Annotated in this window: 18 protein-coding genes; 2 read left to right on the plus strand and 16 right to left on the minus strand. The window is 72.4% G+C overall.

The features are described 5' to 3' along the window. Positions 1-123: 123 nt before the first annotated feature. From trmD to ACCP09_RS04900, 15 genes are all read right to left on the minus strand, one after another. A complete protein-coding gene (gene trmD / locus ACCP09_RS04830; protein ID WP_027931790.1) occupies positions 124-879 on the minus strand; it encodes a tRNA (guanosine(37)-N1)-methyltransferase TrmD in 756 nt (251 codons plus the stop codon). 21 nt (positions 880-900) lie between these two features. Then, entirely contained in the window at positions 901-1,419 is a 519-nt protein-coding gene (gene rimM, locus ACCP09_RS04835) for a ribosome maturation factor RimM (RefSeq protein ID WP_017987580.1), read from the minus strand. Between the two features lie 7 nt (positions 1,420-1,426). Beyond that, positions 1,427-1,666: an RNA-binding protein gene (locus ACCP09_RS04840; protein WP_017987579.1), complete on the minus strand. Its 240-nt coding sequence runs from the start codon at positions 1,664-1,666 to the stop codon at positions 1,427-1,429. Continuing rightward, positions 1,663-2,088: a 30S ribosomal protein S16 gene (gene rpsP / locus ACCP09_RS04845; RefSeq protein ID WP_017987578.1), complete on the minus strand. Its 426-nt coding sequence runs from the start codon at positions 2,086-2,088 to the stop codon at positions 1,663-1,665. The genes ACCP09_RS04840 and rpsP overlap by 4 nt, the downstream gene beginning before the upstream one ends. Positions 2,089-2,264: 176 nt before the next feature. Continuing rightward, entirely contained in the window at positions 2,265-3,038 is a 774-nt protein-coding gene (locus tag ACCP09_RS04850; RefSeq protein ID WP_020418153.1) for a CPBP family intramembrane glutamic endopeptidase, read from the minus strand. 62 nt (positions 3,039-3,100) lie between these two features. Next, on the minus strand, positions 3,101-3,853 hold the full coding sequence (locus ACCP09_RS04855; protein WP_123683472.1) for a CPBP family intramembrane glutamic endopeptidase: 753 nt from the start codon (positions 3,851-3,853) through the stop codon (positions 3,101-3,103). Positions 3,854-3,908: 55 nt separating this feature from the next. Further along, positions 3,909-4,181 (minus strand): hypothetical protein, encoded by a 273-nt coding sequence (locus ACCP09_RS04860; protein ID WP_433743407.1) that lies wholly within the window; start codon positions 4,179-4,181, stop codon positions 3,909-3,911. Next, on the minus strand, positions 4,181-4,846 hold the full coding sequence (locus tag ACCP09_RS04865) for a hypothetical protein (protein WP_433743409.1): 666 nt from the start codon (positions 4,844-4,846) through the stop codon (positions 4,181-4,183). The genes ACCP09_RS04860 and ACCP09_RS04865 overlap by 1 nt, the downstream gene beginning before the upstream one ends. 782 nt (positions 4,847-5,628) lie before the next feature. Beyond that, positions 5,629-6,693, minus strand: a complete 1,065-nt coding sequence (locus tag ACCP09_RS04870; RefSeq protein ID WP_433743411.1) for an amidohydrolase family protein — start codon at positions 6,691-6,693, stop codon at positions 5,629-5,631. Then, positions 6,694-8,220 carry a signal recognition particle protein gene (ffh, locus tag ACCP09_RS04875; protein ID WP_017987574.1) on the minus strand — a complete coding sequence of 509 codons (1,527 nt, stop codon included), beginning with the start codon at positions 8,218-8,220 and terminating at the stop codon, positions 6,694-6,696. It lies immediately after the preceding gene. Between the two features lie 78 nt (positions 8,221-8,298). Next, positions 8,299-9,162 (minus strand): hypothetical protein, encoded by an 864-nt coding sequence (locus ACCP09_RS04880; protein WP_433743413.1) that lies wholly within the window; start codon positions 9,160-9,162, stop codon positions 8,299-8,301. Positions 9,163-9,645: 483 nt separating this feature from the next. Beyond that, a complete protein-coding gene (locus ACCP09_RS04885; RefSeq protein WP_433743415.1) occupies positions 9,646-10,005 on the minus strand; it encodes a hypothetical protein in 360 nt (119 codons plus the stop codon). Positions 10,006-10,051: 46 nt separating this feature from the next. Beyond that, positions 10,052-12,364, minus strand: a complete 2,313-nt coding sequence (locus ACCP09_RS04890; protein ID WP_433743417.1) for a [protein-PII] uridylyltransferase — start codon at positions 12,362-12,364, stop codon at positions 10,052-10,054. Between the two features lie 11 nt (positions 12,365-12,375). Next, on the minus strand, positions 12,376-12,714 hold the full coding sequence (locus ACCP09_RS04895; RefSeq protein ID WP_017987570.1) for a P-II family nitrogen regulator: 339 nt from the start codon (positions 12,712-12,714) through the stop codon (positions 12,376-12,378). Next, positions 12,711-14,099 carry an ammonium transporter gene (locus tag ACCP09_RS04900; protein WP_378335827.1) on the minus strand — a complete coding sequence of 463 codons (1,389 nt, stop codon included), beginning with the start codon at positions 14,097-14,099 and terminating at the stop codon, positions 12,711-12,713. The genes ACCP09_RS04895 and ACCP09_RS04900 overlap by 4 nt, the downstream gene beginning before the upstream one ends. 219 nt (positions 14,100-14,318) lie before the next feature. Here ACCP09_RS04900 and ACCP09_RS04905 point away from each other — a divergent pair, with 219 nt between their 5' ends. After that, the gene (locus tag ACCP09_RS04905) at positions 14,319-15,164 is read left to right on the plus strand and encodes a putative RNA methyltransferase (protein ID WP_433743420.1); all 846 of its coding nucleotides are present in this window, start codon (positions 14,319-14,321) and stop codon (positions 15,162-15,164) included. After that, a complete protein-coding gene (locus ACCP09_RS04910) occupies positions 15,161-15,796 on the plus strand; it encodes a (2Fe-2S)-binding protein (RefSeq protein WP_433743422.1) in 636 nt (211 codons plus the stop codon). Before ACCP09_RS04905 ends, ACCP09_RS04910 begins: the two co-directional genes overlap by 4 nt. A 4-nt stretch (positions 15,797-15,800) precedes the next feature. On the opposite strand, the gene ACCP09_RS04915 is transcribed toward ACCP09_RS04910, so the two are convergent. Next, positions 15,801-15,929 (minus strand): hypothetical protein, encoded by a 129-nt coding sequence (locus tag ACCP09_RS04915; protein ID WP_433743424.1) that lies wholly within the window; start codon positions 15,927-15,929, stop codon positions 15,801-15,803. Positions 15,930-16,161 lie beyond the last annotated feature (232 nt).

A 16,161-nucleotide genomic window follows, 5' to 3' on the forward strand; every position in this document is an offset into this window, starting at 1 on the left:
CTGTCTGGCAGTCATCCGAGCACGCGCACGCTCACTCACGGCAGGCGACCCGGGGGCTTGTGGCAGGCACGCACCACTGGCACGGCCAACCTGTCAAGTATTGCAGACGCGTCCCCGGCCGGATCACCCGGCCTGCCGCTGCTCGGACCGGACACGGTCGAGCACGGCGAGATCGCGCTGGTCCAGCGTACCTTCCGGCAACCGGTCGAGGAGATCGGGGCGGCGCAGGAGGGTCCGTTCGAGGGCCTGGTCGCGCCGCCAGCGGTCGATCAGCGCGTGGTTGCCCGACCGCAGCACCTCGGGCACGGACAGGTCGCGCCACACCTCGGGGCGCGTGTAGCTGGGGCCTTCGAGCAGGCCGTCGGAGAAGGAGTCCTGCTCGGCCGACACCGGGTTGCCCAGCACGCCGGGCAGCAGCCGCACCGTGGCCTCGACCATGACGAGGACCGCCGCTTCGCCACCGACCAGCACGTAGTCGCCGATGGACACCTCGTCGACCGGCATCCGGCGCGCGGCGTCGTCGATCACGCGCTGGTCGATGCCCTCGTAGCGGCCGCAGGCGAACACCAGGTGCTTCTCGCGGGCGTACTCGTGCGCCATTTCCTGCGTGAACGGGCGGCCCGCCGGCGTCGGCACCACCAGCCGGGTCTCCGGCCCGCACACCGCGTCCAGCGCGTCGCCCCAGACCTGGGGCTTCATGACCATGCCGGGACCACCGCCGTAGGGCGCGTCGTCGACGGCGCGGTGCACGTCGTGGGTCCAGTCCCGCAGATCGTGCACCCCGACCTCGATCAGCCCGCGCTCGATGGCGCGGCCCAGCAGCGCGGCCCGCAGCGGGTCCAGGTACTCGGGGAAGATGGTGACGACGTCGATCCGCACGGCGCGAGCGTAACCAGCCCGTCAGCCGGCGTCGTCGAGCAGGCCCTCGGGCGGATCGACCACGACGCGGCCGCCCTTGACGTCCACCACAGGGACGATGGCCTGCACGAACGGCACGAGGACGGTGCGCCCGTCGCGGTCGAGCGCGAGCAGCTCGCCGTGCGGGGCGTGCACGACCTCGGTGACGGTGCCGATCACCTCGCCGTCGCTCAGCTCGGCGCGCAGGCCCTCGAGTTCGTGGTCGTAGAACTCGTCCGGGTCGTCCGATGGGGGGAGGTCGGCGGTGTCGGCGAGCAGCAGGGCGCCGCGCAGGGCCTCGGCGGCCTCGCGCGTCACCACCTGCTCGAACGTGACCAGCAGCCGCCCGCTGTGGGGGCGGGCGGCTGCGACGGTCAGCGGGCGCGTGGTGCCGTCGCGGAAACGCGCGGTCACCGTCGCGCCGTCGCGGAAGCGTTCCTCAGGCGAGTCGGTCCGGATGTCCACGGCGAGTTCACCGCGCACACCGTGGGCCTTGGCGACCCGCCCGACGACGACGTCCACGGATGGGTCAGCGGTCGGTGTCGACGACGTCCACGCGGACGCCGCGGCCACCGATGCCGCCCATGACGGTGCGCAGCGCGGTCGCTGTCCGGCCGCCTCGGCCGATGACCTTGCCCAGGTCGTCCGGGTGGACGTGGACCTCGAGCGTGCGACCGCGGCGGGTGGTGATCAGGTCGACCCGGACGTCGTCCGGGTTGTCCACGATCCCCCGCACCAGGTGTTCGAGGGAGTCGGCGAGGAAGCTCACGCCTCGTCCTTCGCCGCCTCGTCGTCGGCCTTCTTGGCCGACTTCTTCTTCGGGGTGGTGGCCTCGTTGGCGGGCTCCTCACCGGCAGCCGCGAGGGCCGCGTTGAACAGCTCCTCCTTGGTCGGCTTCGGCGCGGCGGTCTTCAGCGTGCCCTCGGCGCCCGGCAGGCCCTTGAACTTCTGCCAGTCACCGGTGATCTCCAGGATGCGCTGCACCGGCTCGGTCGGCTGCGCGCCGACACCCAGCCAGTACTGGGCGCGCTCGGAGTCGACCTCGATGAAGCTCGGCTCGGACTTCGGGTGGTACTTGCCGATCGACTCGATCGCCTTGCCGTCCCGGCGGGTGCGGGCGTCGGCGACGATGATGCGGTAGTACGGCGCACGGATCTTGCCGAGGCGCTGGAGCTTGATCTTGACGGCCACGGTGTGTGGGTACTCCTTGGTTCTCTGCGTGCTCGCGGGTGTCGGGTCACGATCCGTGTGGGGACACCGGACGAGTACCCGAAGCTTTTCGGTCGCCACGGCACGGTGAGAGGGCCCGGCCGCAGCAGGCAAGCGACTATTCTGCCAGACCCGTTCGCGTGGCCCGCAGGCGGCGTCTAGATCGCCATGACGCCCAGCGCCGTGAGCAGCATCGCCACGGCGGGCAGGAAGTTGTTCATCTGGTGGGCCACGATGCTGCCGAGCAGGCGGCCGGTGAACAGCCGGGCCAGGCCGATCGGGATGGCGATCACCAGCAGCAGCGTGGTGCGCAGCGGCTCCAGGTGGCTGGCCGCGAACACCGCGGTGGACAGCAGGAACGCCGCCAGCCGCGCCCACTTCTCCTGGCCCCAGTGCAGCCGCTCGACCGCGCCCCACAGCAGGCCGCGGTAGATGACCTCCTCGCAGATCGGCCCGAGCAGCCACAGGTAGGCGAACATCACGATCGCGGCGCTCACCGACATCGGCTGTTCCTCGACCAGGGCGCTGATCGCCGACCCGGCGTTGGCCTCGCCCACCGCCTGGGTCCAGATGAACGCGCTCACGGTGGTCAGGACGAGCCCGAACGAGCCGAGTTTGAGGCCGAGCTTCACGTCATCCCAGCGCCAGGACAACCGCAGGTCGGCCAGCGGGCCGTTGCCGCGCACCTTGGTGATCAGGATGGCGACCAGCGCGGCGAGGACGGTCGGGGCCATCGTGCCGATCAGCACGTCCCGCGCCGGCAGCGGCTGACCGGGCGGTGCCGGGCCGAGCAGGACGCTGACGAACGCGGCGGAGGCCAGCAGGACGGCCTCCACGACCAGGAAGGCGCCGAACCCCCAGCGGTGCGACGGCGCGGGCTCCGCGGTGGCCGGCAGATCAGGCGGATCGAGCTCGCCCGGATGTGCCGTCACGGCGCGCCTCCCTCTGATCCTCGCCCAGCACCTACCGAGCCTAGTCGCCATGGTCGTTCCGCTCAGGACCCGGTGAACAGCAGCAACGCGGGGGCGAGGTTGTTCGCCGCGTGCGCGACGAAACTCGCTCCCACCCGGCCGGTGCGCCACCGGGCCGCGCCGATCACCAGCCCCTGCGCGAGCAGCGCCAGCGTGCGGGTCGGCTCGCCGTGCAGGTAGGCGAAGACGACCGCGGTGAGCACGAGGATCACCCACTGCGGGACGCGGTGGTGCTCGAGCGCTCCCCACAGCGAGCCGCGCATCAGCAGCTCCTCGGCCATCGGGGTGGCGACCACGACGACGAGGGCGGCCAGCGCGAGCCAGACGAACTCGTCCCGCCCGCCGTCCTCGGCGAGGTCGGTGAGCGGGCTGTCGGAGACACGGTCAGTGCCGTAGATGCCCAGCAGCACCAGGTTCACCAGGTAACCGGCGAGCAGGGCGAGCGCCCCGCAGGCCAGGCCCACCTTGACGTCGCGCAGCGTCGGCATCCAGCCGAAGTCGCGCCGCGGCCCGCTCCCCCAGCGCCGCGACGCGACCAGCGGGGCCAGGCCGAGCAGGAGACTGGGCACGAAGGCGAGCAGCAGCACCGGACCGACATCGAGCAGTTCCAGGGGGTCGACGCTGGCGTGCCCGGAACGCAGCGCCGTCATCACGACGGTCACCAGGTGGTAGCCGCCGAGACCGGCGAAGAACGCGACGAACCCCCAGTGGGCGCCGAAGACCAGCCGGTTCCGCACGTCCTCGCCGACGCCCTGGCCCACCCTCGACGCGCTCATGGAGTTCAGGCTATGTGGCTCGGCGCGATCAATCGACCCCGGGGCGTGAGCGGTGTCACCGGATCCACACCGGCAGCAGGCCGACGGCGACCAGCACCACCGTGGCGAGCGCGGTGGGCAGTGCGCGTGGCCGCCGTCGCCGGACGAGGACGGCGGGGGTGAGGACGGCGCCGGCGACGAACGCCGCGAGGTAGGCGCCCTCGCCGTACCCCAGCCAGCCGGCCGCGCCCGCGACGAGCAGCGCGACCGGCACGGCGTACACCAGTCCCAGTCCGCGGATGATCTTCATCGCCGCGTCATGGCCGATGTCGGGGACGAAGTGCGGCACTAGCGGGGGTTGCCGGAGGCGTCGGCGACGAGCTGGCCGCGTCGCTCGGCGCCGGACCGCCCGACGTGCACCGTGATTTCGACCGGGTCCCCGCCACGCGGCCGGGTCACCTCGACGCGCAGCACGTCCGTGGCGTCCGGGAACCGCTGGCGCGCGAGGTCGATCAGGCCAGGGACCGCCCCGAAGTCGATCTCGTCCAGTACGAACGCGTAATCGGGATCCGGCCCTGCCGTGTCGTCCGGGGTCGGCGAGAGGTCGCCGTCGCGGTAGATCACCGCGCGGTCGCCGCGCTGGCCGCGGATGAAGTCGCGCTCGATGTAGATCGCGTCGTAGGTGTTCGCGACGCTGCGCAGCTCCTCGACGCCGGTCTCCAGACCCTCGGCGGTCAGCAGGTCCGGGCCGCCGAACAGCTCCGTGCGCAGCGGGAGCAGACCGGCGACGACCAGCACGACCGTCGCGGCCGCGACCCGCTTCCAGTCGGCGGGCGCACGCCCGTTCATCCGGGCGACGACCAGCGCGAAGACCGCGGCGAGCGTGGCCGCCGCGCCCACCGCGAAGGCCGCCAGGAAGAGGCCCTCCCCCAGGACGAGCCCGCCGACGACGCCGACGACGAGCAGGGCCAGTGGGACCGCGTAGAGCAGCCCCAGCGACTTGATGATCTTCACTCGGACATCTTGATCAAGGATCGATCGCGACGGTAGCGGCAATTCGGCCGTCAGCGGAGGAGGGGATGAAGGGGCGGGTTGCGGTGGGGTGGGGACGGTCGCGGCGGTGGGTCTCGGACTGGGCCGAAGTGCCACAGGACTTGGAAGCGGCGCGGCGGTGCCGCAGGCGGCGCGGGGCCCGGCGCGGGGCCCGGTGCGGCGGGACGGTGGAGCGGCGCGGCGGAGCGGCAGGCGGCGCGGGCGCAGCGGCGCGGGGCGCGGCGAGGCGGGCGGGGTGGCGGGTTGGCAGGAGCGGCGTGCAGGGCAGTGGGGCTCGGCGGCACGGCAGTGGTGCTCCGCGGCTGAGCGGTAGCGCGTCGAAGCGGCCCGTCGGCGGTAGTGCGACGGAGCGGCCAGCGGTCGGGGAGCCGGCTGTAAGGGGCGAGTGGCGCGGCGGTGGGTCCAGGCTGGCCATGGGGCGGCGGGCGCGCCTGGGCTGCCGCTCGGCCACGCGACAGCAGCGCGGCAGAACCACAGCAGCCGGCGGCCAGCAGCCGGAGCACTCGCAGAAGGGTGGCGGGGCCAGCAAGTGCGGCAGGGCCGCGGGGTCGCAGGGCGAGCAGGGGCGGCATGCCCGCAAGGTGCCCGGCGGCCGGGCGGCCAGCACAGCAGCGCGGCCAGCGCCCGGGCGGCCAGCACAGCAGTGCGCCCGGCGGCCGCGCGGCCGGCACCGCCGGGCAGTGGGACAGCGACGCAGCGCGAACCAGGCGTATGCAGTCCACCCACCATGGAGGCGCGAACCGTCAGCGGACGATCGCGCCGCGCAGGATTATGTGTTTTGGACTGCGTAGGACGGACAGGTCCTCGCGCGGGTCGGTGTCGTAGATCAGCAAGTCCGCTGGGGCGCCTTCGGTGATGCCGGGGTGCCCGAGCCACTCCCGGGCCGCCCAGGAGCCTGCGGCCAGCGCCTCCTCCGCGGTCATCCCCGCGCGGTGCAGCGCTTCCAGCTCGTCCACGAGCCGTCCGTGGGCGATCATGCCGCCCGCGTCGCTGCCTGCGTAGACCGTCACGCCGGCGTCCAGCGCGTTTCCGACCAGCTCACCGACCCTGGCGTGCAGCGCCCGCATGTGGGCGGCGTACACCGGGTACTTGCCGGCCGAGTCCGCAATGCCCGGGAAGTTCTCGATGTTGATCAGCGTCGGCACCAGCGCCGTCCCCCGGCGGGCCATCTCGGCCAGCAACGACGGGTCCAGGCCGGTGCCGTGCTCCAGGCAGTCGATGCCCGCGTTGATCAGACCCGGTAGCGCCTCCTCACCGAAGACGTGCGCCGTCACGCGCGCTCCGGCCTCGTGGGCGACTTTGATCGCCTCGGCGAGCACGTCGTCCGGCCACAGCGGCGCCAGATCGCCCACCGACCGGTCGATCCAGTCACCCACCAGCTTGACCCAGCCGTCCCCGTCCGCCGCCTGCTCGGCGACCGCCGCGGGCAGCTCGTCGGGGTGCGACAGGTCGACGCCCAGCCCGGGGATGTAGCGCTTGGGCAGCGCGAGGTGGCGCCCGGACCGGATGATCCGCGGCAGGTCGGCGCGCTCCTGCAAGGGCCGGGTGTCGATCGGCTGGCCGCAGTCGCGGATCAGCAGCGTCCCCGCGTCCCGGTCGGCGAGCGCGTTGACCACCGCGCCGTCGAGGTCGGTCGGCCCGCCCGGGCCGATCGCCGGGTGGCAGTGGGCGTCCACCAGCCCCGGCACCAGGAAACCGTCGGCCACCACGGTCCGCGCGCCCTCGACCGGGGCGAACGTGACCCGGCCGTCGCTGATCCAGACGTCGCGCTGCTCACCGTCGGGCAGCACCACCCCGCGCAGGTGCATCTACTTGTTCTTCGGCAGCTTGAACTTGGACGGGTCGAAGCCGGGCACGTCGTTCATGCCGCCGCCCAGCTGCGACAGGTCGGGCATCCCGCCGCCGGCGCCACCGGGCGGGAGCATCGGCATGCCGCCGGGGAACCCGCCGCGCACCTTGGGCTGCGTTGGGCCCTTGCCCTTCTTCCCCTTCTTGCCCTTCTTGCGCTTGGTCGCGCTGCCACCGCCGAAGCCGAAGCGGCCCGCCATCTGCTGCATCATCTTGCGGGCCTCGAAGAACCGGTTCACCAGGTCGTTGACCTCGCGGACCGTCACGCCCGAACCCTGCGCGATGCGCTGACGACGCGAACCGTTGATCATCTTCGGGTCGGCCCGCTCGGCCGGGGTCATGCCGCGGATGATCGCCTGCAGGCGGTCCAGGTGCTTGTCGTCGACCTGCGCGAGCTGGTCCTTCATCTGCCCCGCGCCGGGCAGCATGCCGAGCAGGTTGCCGATCGGGCCCATCTTGCGGACCGCGAGCATCTGCTCCAGGAAGTCCTCCAGCGTGAGCTGGCCGGTGCCCAGCTTCGCCGCGGCCTTCTCGGCCTGCTCCTGGTCAAAGGCCTGCTCCGCCTGCTCGATCAGGGTGAGCAGGTCGCCCATGCCGAGGATCCGGCTGGCCATCCGGTCCGGGTGGAAGGTGTCGAAGTCCTCGAGCTTCTCACCGTTGGAGGCGAACAGGATCGGCTGGCCGGTGACCTGCCGCACGGACAGCGCCGCACCACCGCGGGCGTCACCGTCGAGCTTGGTCAGCACCACGCCGGTGAAACCGACGCCGTCGCGGAACGCCTCGGCCGTGGTGACCGCGTCCTGACCGATCATCGCGTCGACGACGAACAGGATCTCGTCCGGCTGCACGGCGTCGCGGATGTCCGCGGCCTGCTTCATCAGCTCCTCGTCGACGCCCAACCGTCCGGCGGTGTCGACGATCACGATGTCGTGCTGCGCGTGCTTGGCCTCGTCGATGCCGCGGCGGGCGACGTCCACCGGGTCGCCGACGCCGTTGCCCGGCTCGGGCGCGAACGTCTGCACCCCGGCGCGCTCACCGACGACCTGCAGCTGCGTGACCGCGTTGGGGCGCTGGAGGTCACAGGCGACCAGCAGCGGCGCGTGGCCCTGCTTCTTGAGGAACAGCGCGAGCTTGCCGGCCAGCGTCGTCTTACCGGAACCCTGCAGACCGGCGAGCATGATCACCGTCGGCGGGTTCTTGGCCAGGCTCAGCCTGCGGGTCTCGCCACCGAGGATGCCGATGAGCTCCTCGTTGACGATCTTGATGACCTGCTGCGCCGGGTTGAGGGCCTCGGAGACCTCGGCGCCCTTCGCGCGTTCCTTGACGTGCGCGATGAACTCCCGGACGACGGGCAGCGCGACGTCGGCCTCCAGCAGCGCGATGCGGATCTCGCGCGCGGTGGCGTCGATGTCGGCGTCGGTCAGCTTCCCCTTGCCCCGCAGGTTCTGCAGGACCGAAGTGAGCCGGTCGGAGAGGGTGTCGAACACGGGTGTGCACGCTCCAGCTGGTCGTGGTTGTCCGCCTGCGGCGTCCCACCAGGGTAGCCGCTCGTGACGGGTGACCTGTCAGGCCTGCCGTTCGGCGAGCAGGCGCATCCCGCCGGGTTCCAGCAGCACCACGCACGGGACCAGCTCGGTCGTGTCGTACTCGGAGCCAAGCACCTGCTCGTGGATCACCTCGGCCCAGCCCGAGTCCGCGCCGGTCACGAACAGCTCGTCCGGGCAGGGCAGGCCGACCACCAGCCGCTCCGAACCGAGGTTGCGGGACATCTGCGCGCCGAAGTCGTCCAGCGCCAGCGCCGAACCGGCCAGCCAGTCCTCCCGGGTCAGGTGCAGCAGGTCGCCGTGCTCGCCGCGGTGGCCGGTGACGCGCAGGCCGCGCTTGAGGTTGGCGCCGGCCTCGGCCATCAGCTCGGCGAACGGCGGCGAGCCCATCTCCTGGTAGCCGTGCGTGGTGACGTGGTGCATGCCGACGGTGCCGCGTGGCGTGGGGCCGACGTGGGCGAGGGCGACGGACAGCCGTCCGGGCACCAGCGGGTGGTGCGGGACCGCGCCGAGCACCTCGGCGCGCGGCGACGACGCGCTCCACAGCACCGGCAGCAGCTCCGGCTCGGGCGCGGCCTGCTCCGCCAGCACGCGCTCGGCCTCGGCGAACGCGGCCGCCCAGCCGTCCGGGCCCGGCCGGTCGAAGCTGTAGGTCTGCCGGACGCCGGGGAACATCAGGGCCACGAACCCGAGGTCCTCGGCGGAGGGCTCCCACTCGCTGTAGACGGCGGTGACGTCCCCGGGCTGGACCTGGCGTTCAGCGCGCACCCGGGCCCACGCCTGCCGCAGGGCGTCGTCCGCCACGGTCGGGGCGCTCGCGACCACCGGTTCGTCCAGGCCGTTGAGCTGGAAGGCGAACAGGTTCTGCGTCACGTCCGTGTTCACGCGGCGCTCACCAGCCAACGGCCGACGTCGATCGTGGTGTGCGCCCCGCTCCTCAGGTTGCGCGGGATCAGCAGATGCAGCATGCGCGACATCCAACCGCGCAAGGGAAAGTGCGGGTGGCCCGCCCCCTCGCCGGGCCACCCGCACACGCACGCCGCGGCCGCCGGTCCCCCGGTGCTCGCCGTACCCCCAGTACCAGCGAGTCCCTCCGGACATCCGTGGCGTGATGTCCCAAGACTGCCGGTTCCGCGAGGTCCGGGGCAGCGTGAAGACCCCCAAGTAGCGGTAGGTAGATCTACTCAGGAACCGCATGCGCGCAGAGGGGTGACCCGGGTCGCGCGGGTGCGTGACGCGGGTTCGGGAAAAAAGTTTCAGCGCTGCGTACTGGGTGCCGCCTTGGCGTTCGCGACGCGCTGGTCGGCGTCGGTGCGGTCCTGTCGGCCAGTGCATCGTGTCCACCACGATCAGCTGGTCGTGCAACTGCTACAAGCGGGTGCTCTCGCCGGCGTTGGCGGCGATGAACGCGGCCAGCGGCTCGCTCTCGCCGAGCGCGTCGGCCGAATAGCCGAACGCGGCTCCGGCTGCCTGGAGTATCTCCACGAGGGCGGCCATCTCGGCCGACGGCATCGCGGCCAGCGCGCCGAACCGCGCTTCGCCCAGCCGGTCGGCGAGCCCGGTGAGCGCGCCAGACAGGTGACGCTGCCCGGCGACGAGGTGTTTGAGGACGGCGACGATCTCCCCGAGATCGGTTTCCGGCGCCCGGTCCAGCTCCGCGGCGCAGGCCTCCAGGTGCGCGGCGGCGACCGTGAGCGGCAGGATCGTCGACTCTGGCACGAGCGACATCCTGCCACCCCCGATCAAGAAAACCGTGGCGACACCCCGGAGCGGATCACGCCGCCGCGGCGAGCACCGCCTGTTCGACCCGCTGCCGCCACGCCGGGTCCAGCTTCCCGCCGCGCGGGGAGACGGCGAAGGAGTCCACGACAGCCGCGCCGAGCGTGGCGACCTTGGCCCACTTCACCTCCGCGCCGCACGACTGCAGCGCGCCGGCGACCCGGTACAGCAGGCCGATCCGGTCGGTGGCCCGCAGTTCCAGCACGACCGTGTTCGGGCCGCTGGTCTCGTCGTCGAACCACAGCACCTTCGGCTTGGCCGACACCCGAGTCGGCTGGTAGTCCCGTTCCTTCGCCGCGAGCTTCGCCTCCAGCGCGAGCCCGCCTGCGACCGCCCGCGCGAACTGCTCGCGCAGCAGCGCCGGATCGGGCAGCGAACCGAACTTCGGGGACGCGGTGAAGATCCCGGCCCGTCCGCCGTCGTGGCCGCGCAGCACCGCGGTGTGCACCTCCAGCGAGTGCAGCGCGAGCACCCCGGCCGCTGGCGCCAGCAAGTCGGTGCGCGCGGGCGCGGCGACCACCACCGTGGCCATCTTGCCGTCGTGCGTGATCAGCACTTCGCTGCGGCCGGCCGCCACCGCCGCGGCGACCAGCTCGCGCCGGCGCGCGTCGAGCGGCTCCGGCGGGCTGAACCCCTTGCCCTGCACGACTTGCCTGCACCGGTTGACCAGGTTGGCGACCAGCCCGGCCTTCCAGTCGGTCCACATGCCGGGCCCGGTGGCCAGCGAATCGGCCTGGGTCAGCGCGTGCAGCAGTTCCAGCAGGACCACGTCGTTGTCGACGGTCTTGGCCACCCGCGCGACGGTGCTCGGCTCCTCGATGTCGCGCCGGGTCGCGGTGTGCACCAGCAACAGGTGGTGGCGCACCGCGGCCGAGACGAGCGCGGCATCGGAGTCGGGCAGCCCGATGCGTCGGGCGACCTGCAGCGAGATCGCGGCGCCCAGCTCGGAGTGGTCGGCCTCGCGGCCCTTGCCGATGTCGTGCAGGAGCGCGGCCAGCAGCAGCAGGTCCGGCCGGGACACCGTGGTGGTGAGCTTCGCGGCCTCGACCGCGGTCTGCACGAGGTGCCGGTCGACGGTCCACTCGTGCACCGGCTCCCGTGGCGGCAGGTCGCGCACCGCGCCCCACTCCGGGAACAACCGCGCCCACAGGCCGGTGCGGTCCAGCGCCTCGACGGCGTCGATCAGGCCCTCGCCCGCGCCGAGCAGTTCGGTGAGCGAGTCCCGCGCGTCGGGCGGCCACGGCGTGCGCAGTTCCGGCGCCGAATCGGCGAGCGTGCGCAGGGTGCCGTGGGAAATCGGCGTGCGGGTGCGGGCGGAGGCGGCCGCGACGCGCAGCAGCAGCGCGGGATCCTTCGCCGGCACGGCGTCCCTGGCCAGCGCTACCTCGTTGCCGTGCAGCACCACGCCGTCGTCCAGCGGGGTGCGGCTGGGCCGGCGCGAGAAGCGCCCGCGCGGCACCTCGGCCGTGGCGCGCAAGGCGACGTCGACCGCGTACCCGACCGCGCGCCCGGCGCCGGAGAGCTTGCGCGCCAGCGTGAACCGGTCGCCGAACCCGAGTTCGGCCGCCACCAGCTCGGCGTCCACACCGGACAGCACGTCCCGGTCGCGCCGCAGTTCGCGGCGCATCTCGGTGCGCACGTCCAGCAGCAGTTCCCTGGCCTGGCTCAGTTCCTCGCCCGGCCGGTCGGTGAGCTGGGCGACGGCGAGCGCCTCCAGCACCCCGAGGTCACGCAGGCCGCCCCGGCCGTGCTTGAGGTCGGGTTCGGCGGACTGGGCGATCTCCCCGCTGCGCTGCCAGCGCTTGCGGGTCGATTCGGCCAGTTCCGGCAGGCGTTTGCGCGCGGTGCGGCGCCACTGGTCGCGCGCCGCCGTGGCGAGCCTGGCGGTCAGCTCGGCGTCCCCGGCGATGTGCCGGGCGTCGAGCAGTCCCATCGCGGTCCGCAGGTCCTCCGAGGCGACCTGGAGGGCCTCCCCCGGCGTGCGGACCGAGTGGTCGAGGCCGATGCGCGCGTCCCACAGCGGGTACCACAGCGCGTCGGCGATTCCGGCGATGCCGGGGTGCTGGTTGTGGACGAGGACGAGGTCCAGGTCCGAGAACGGCACGAGTTCGCGGCGGCCGAGGCCGCCGACGGCGACCAGCGCGACACCGGGTTCGGCGGTGTCCACGCCGGCCGCCGCGGCGGCCTTGCTGAGCCAGAACTCGTACAGGTCCACCAGCGCGGCGCGCAGTGCCGACGCACCGAGCCTGCCGTGCCGGCCTTCCAGCAACCGGTTCGCCGCCTTGGCGAGTTCCCCCCCGACGACCATCCGGTGCTTCCCTAGAGCGCGTCCGTGCCGCGCTCGCCGGTACGGACGCGAACGACGGTCTCGACCGGGGTGACCCAGACCTTGCCGTCGCCGATCTTGCCGGTGTGGGCGGCGTTGACGATGGCCTCGATGACCTTCTCGACGTTGGCGTCGTCGGTGAGCACCTCGACCCGCAGCTTGGCCACGAAGTCGACGGCGTACTCGGCGCCGCGGTAGACCTCGGTGTGGCCCTTCTGCCTGCCGTAGCCCTGCACCTCGCTGACGGTCATGCCGAGCGTGCCCAGCTGCTCCAGCGCGGCGCGGATGTCGTCCAGCGTGAACGGCTTGACGATGGCGGTGATCAGCTTCATGCCTTGCTTCCTTCCAGGGCCGCCCCGTCCTTCGACGGCAGCGGAGCGGGGGACGATCCACTGTGGCCGCCGATGCTGCCGCCCACGAAGTCGTACGCGCTCTCCGCGTGCTGCGCCTCGTCGATGCCGCTGACCTCGTCCTCCTTGCTGACCCGGAAACCGCCGGCGACCTTGATGATCCCGCCGATGATGAAGGTCAGGACGAACGAGTACACCAGCACGGCGCCGGCCGCGGCGGCCTGCTTGCCCAGCTGCGTGAACCCGCCGCCGTAGAAGAGGCCGTCGGCGCCGAGCGAGTTGACGCTGGTGGTGCCGAAGAAGCCGATCAGCAGCGTGCCGACGAGACCACCGACGAGGTGGACGCCGACCACGTCGAGCGAGTCGTCGAAGCCCAGCTTGTACTTGAGGCTGACGGCCAGCGCGCAGACGGCGCCGGCGATGACACCGATCGCGATCGAGCCGAGCGGCGTGACGAAACCGGCGGCCGGGGTGATGGCGACCAGACCGGCGATCGCGCCGGACGCGGCGCCGAGCGTGGTCGGCTTGCCGAACCGCAGCTGCTCCACGATCAGCCAGCCGAGGACGGCGGCCGCGGTGGCGACGGTCGTGTTGGTGAAGGCGACACCGGCGAGATCACCGGCGCTCAGCGCGGAACCGGCGTTGAAGCCGTACCAGCCGAACCACAGCAGGCCCGCGCCGAGCAGGACGAACGGCACGTTGTGCGGTCGGCCGGTCTCGCGCGGCCAGCCGCGGCGCTTGCCGAGAACCAGCGCCAGCGCGAGACCCGCCGCACCGGCGTTGATGTGGACCGCGGTGCCACCGGCGAAGTCCAGCGCCTTGAGCTTGTTGGCGATCCAGCCGCCGGCCGCGTCCGGGCTCATGAAGCCGTCGAACGCGAACACCCAGTGCGCCACCGGGAAGTACACGATCGTCACCCACACCACGACGAACAGCGCCCAGCCCCAGAACTTGGCGCGGTCGGCGATGGCGCCGGAGATCAGCGCCGGGGTGATGATGGCGAACATCAGCTGGAACATGGCGAACACGAGCATCGGGATGCCGTCGCCGCCCGGCCACGGGATCTCCGGCGTCGTGTCGGTCGCCGCGGTGGCGAAACCGACCAGCTGACCCCAGGTGTCCGCCATGCCCGCGTGGCTGAAGTTGCCCAGCAGCCCGCTGAACGCGTCGTCGCCGAACGACATCGTGAACCCGTAGAGGGTCCACAGCACGGCGACGATCGCCAGGCAGATGAAGTTCATCATGAGCATGTTCAGGACGCTCTTCACGCGGACCATGCCGCCGTAGAAGAACGCCAACCCTGGTGTCATGAGCATGACCAGCGCGGCGCTGGCCAACACCCATGCGGTGTCTCCTGCGTTCAGCACATCGTCCTCCCGTACACGAGATATTGACGGGGAGTTTTCGATTCCCGTGTTTCACGACGGCACTTCGCACGTTTCCCGCGGGTGAACTGTGCCGCCGCTCTTGTTACGAGCACGTTTCGCGCCACCAGGGCTGATATGTCCGGTCACGAAACGTCGGCGTCGAATACCGGCGGTCACCGGTGACGGTGGGTGAGCCCACCGGTGTGATGAGATGTGGGCATGACCAGGCCCGCCACGCTGCCCGGCGCCGTCGTCGCGGCGTTGCGGTGCCCGCTGTGCGCGTCCGCCTTCGCCCTCGACGGGCGGTCGCTGCGGTGCCCGTCGCGGCACTCGTTCGACCTGGCGAAACAGGGCTACGTGAACCTGTTGCACGCCGGCATCCCCGCGGGCACGGCCGACACCCCGGAGATGGTCGCCGCGCGGGTGGCGTTCCTCGGCGCGGGACACTACGGCGGGTTGCGGGATCTGTTGGCGCAGGTCGCCGCGGGCACCGGCGGTGACGGCCTGGTGGTCGACGCGGGCGCCGGGACGGGTTACTACCTCGCCGGCGTGCTCGACCGGCTGCCGGACGCGGCCGGGCTCGCGCTGGACGTTTCGGCGGTCGCCCTGCGCCGCGCCGCGAAGGCGCACGCCCGTCTGGGCGCGGCGGTGTGGAACCTGTGGGAGCCGTGGCCGGTCGCGGCGGAGACGGCTGCGGTGGTGTTGAACGTGTTCGCGCCGCGCAACGCCGCCGAGTTCCGGCGGGTGCTGCGGCCCGGCGGGACTTTGCTCGTCGTGTCGCCCGAACGGGGGCACCTGGCCGAACTCGCGGCGGTGGCGCCGATTCTCGACGTGGATCCGCGGAAGGAAGAACGTCTCGACGCCGCGTTGTCGGAGCATTTCGAACTGGTGTCGCGCCGGTCGCTGCGGGACCGGGTGACGCTGGAACCGGAGGACGTCCGCAACGCCGTGCGGATGGGGCCCACCGGGCACCACCCGGAGCGCCTGGCCGCGCTCGACGGTGTGGCCGGGCCGGCCGCGGTGACGCTCGCGTTTTCGTTGTCGGAGTACCGGAGGACCGCATGACAGCCGTGCCGGCGACCGCGATCACCGACCGGGCCTGGCTGTCCGCGCAGCTGCGCCTGGCCGCCGGGCTGTACGGCGAGGCCGGGCCGGTCGTGCTGGGGACGATCTGGTGGTACTCGGTGTCGGCGGTGCTGGTGACGCCCGCGCTGGACCCGCTGGTGGCGACCGGGCGCGCGATGGACCCGGCGCTGGAGGCGGTGACGCTGGACGTGGTGCCCGACGGCCGGGTGCTGGACGCCCGCTCGTCGCGCCCGCTGGGGTCCGATGTGGACGAAATCGGCAAGGCGCTGGCCGGGTCGCTGGACGCCGGGATCGCCGCTGTGGCCGAGGTCAGCGGCGCCGGAACCCGCGCGTTGTGCGCGATCGCGACCGATTCGATCGCGAACGTCCTGCTGTGGGCCGGGAAGGCGGCCGGGGACGTCGCGCGCGGGGTGGCGCTGGCGGAGCCGGTGGTCGCCGCGGTGGGCGACCACCTCCCCCGGCCCCGCTTCGTGGAGGTCGGCGGCACCCCGGTGGTGCGGCGGGCGTCGTGCTGCCTGATCTACCGGACCGGCAGCGCGCCCAAGTGCGTCAGTTGTCCGCGCCAGACGCCTTCGGAACGCGCCCAGCGGTTGCGGATGACGTTCGGCTGAGGAATCAGAGCGGGCCGCCGATCGGGAACGTGACCGCGAACGCCGGCGTGTAGGTGGTCGCCATCGGCAACGGGACACCGAACGCACGAAGACCCGGATCCTCGACGCCGCCGTGGCCGAGTTCTCCGCGCACGGTTTCGCCGGCCCGCGAGTCTCGGCGATCGCCGGCGGGCCGGGGTGAACCAGCAGCTCATCGCCTACTACTACAACAGCAAGGAAGGGCTGTACCGGCGGCGAACGCGCTGGCGGTGTACCCGCAGCTCGCCCCGGCTCCGTTCGGGCGCGAGGGGTCCGCGGTGGCGGACCACTACGCGGAGCAATTCGCACGGCTCTTCGGGAAGAAGGGCTGAGTCGCCGGCCGCGGC

The organism is Amycolatopsis sp. 3B14 (genome assembly GCF_050958625.1).
GTDB lineage: Bacteria > Actinomycetota > Actinomycetes > Mycobacteriales > Pseudonocardiaceae > Amycolatopsis_E > Amycolatopsis_E thermoflava.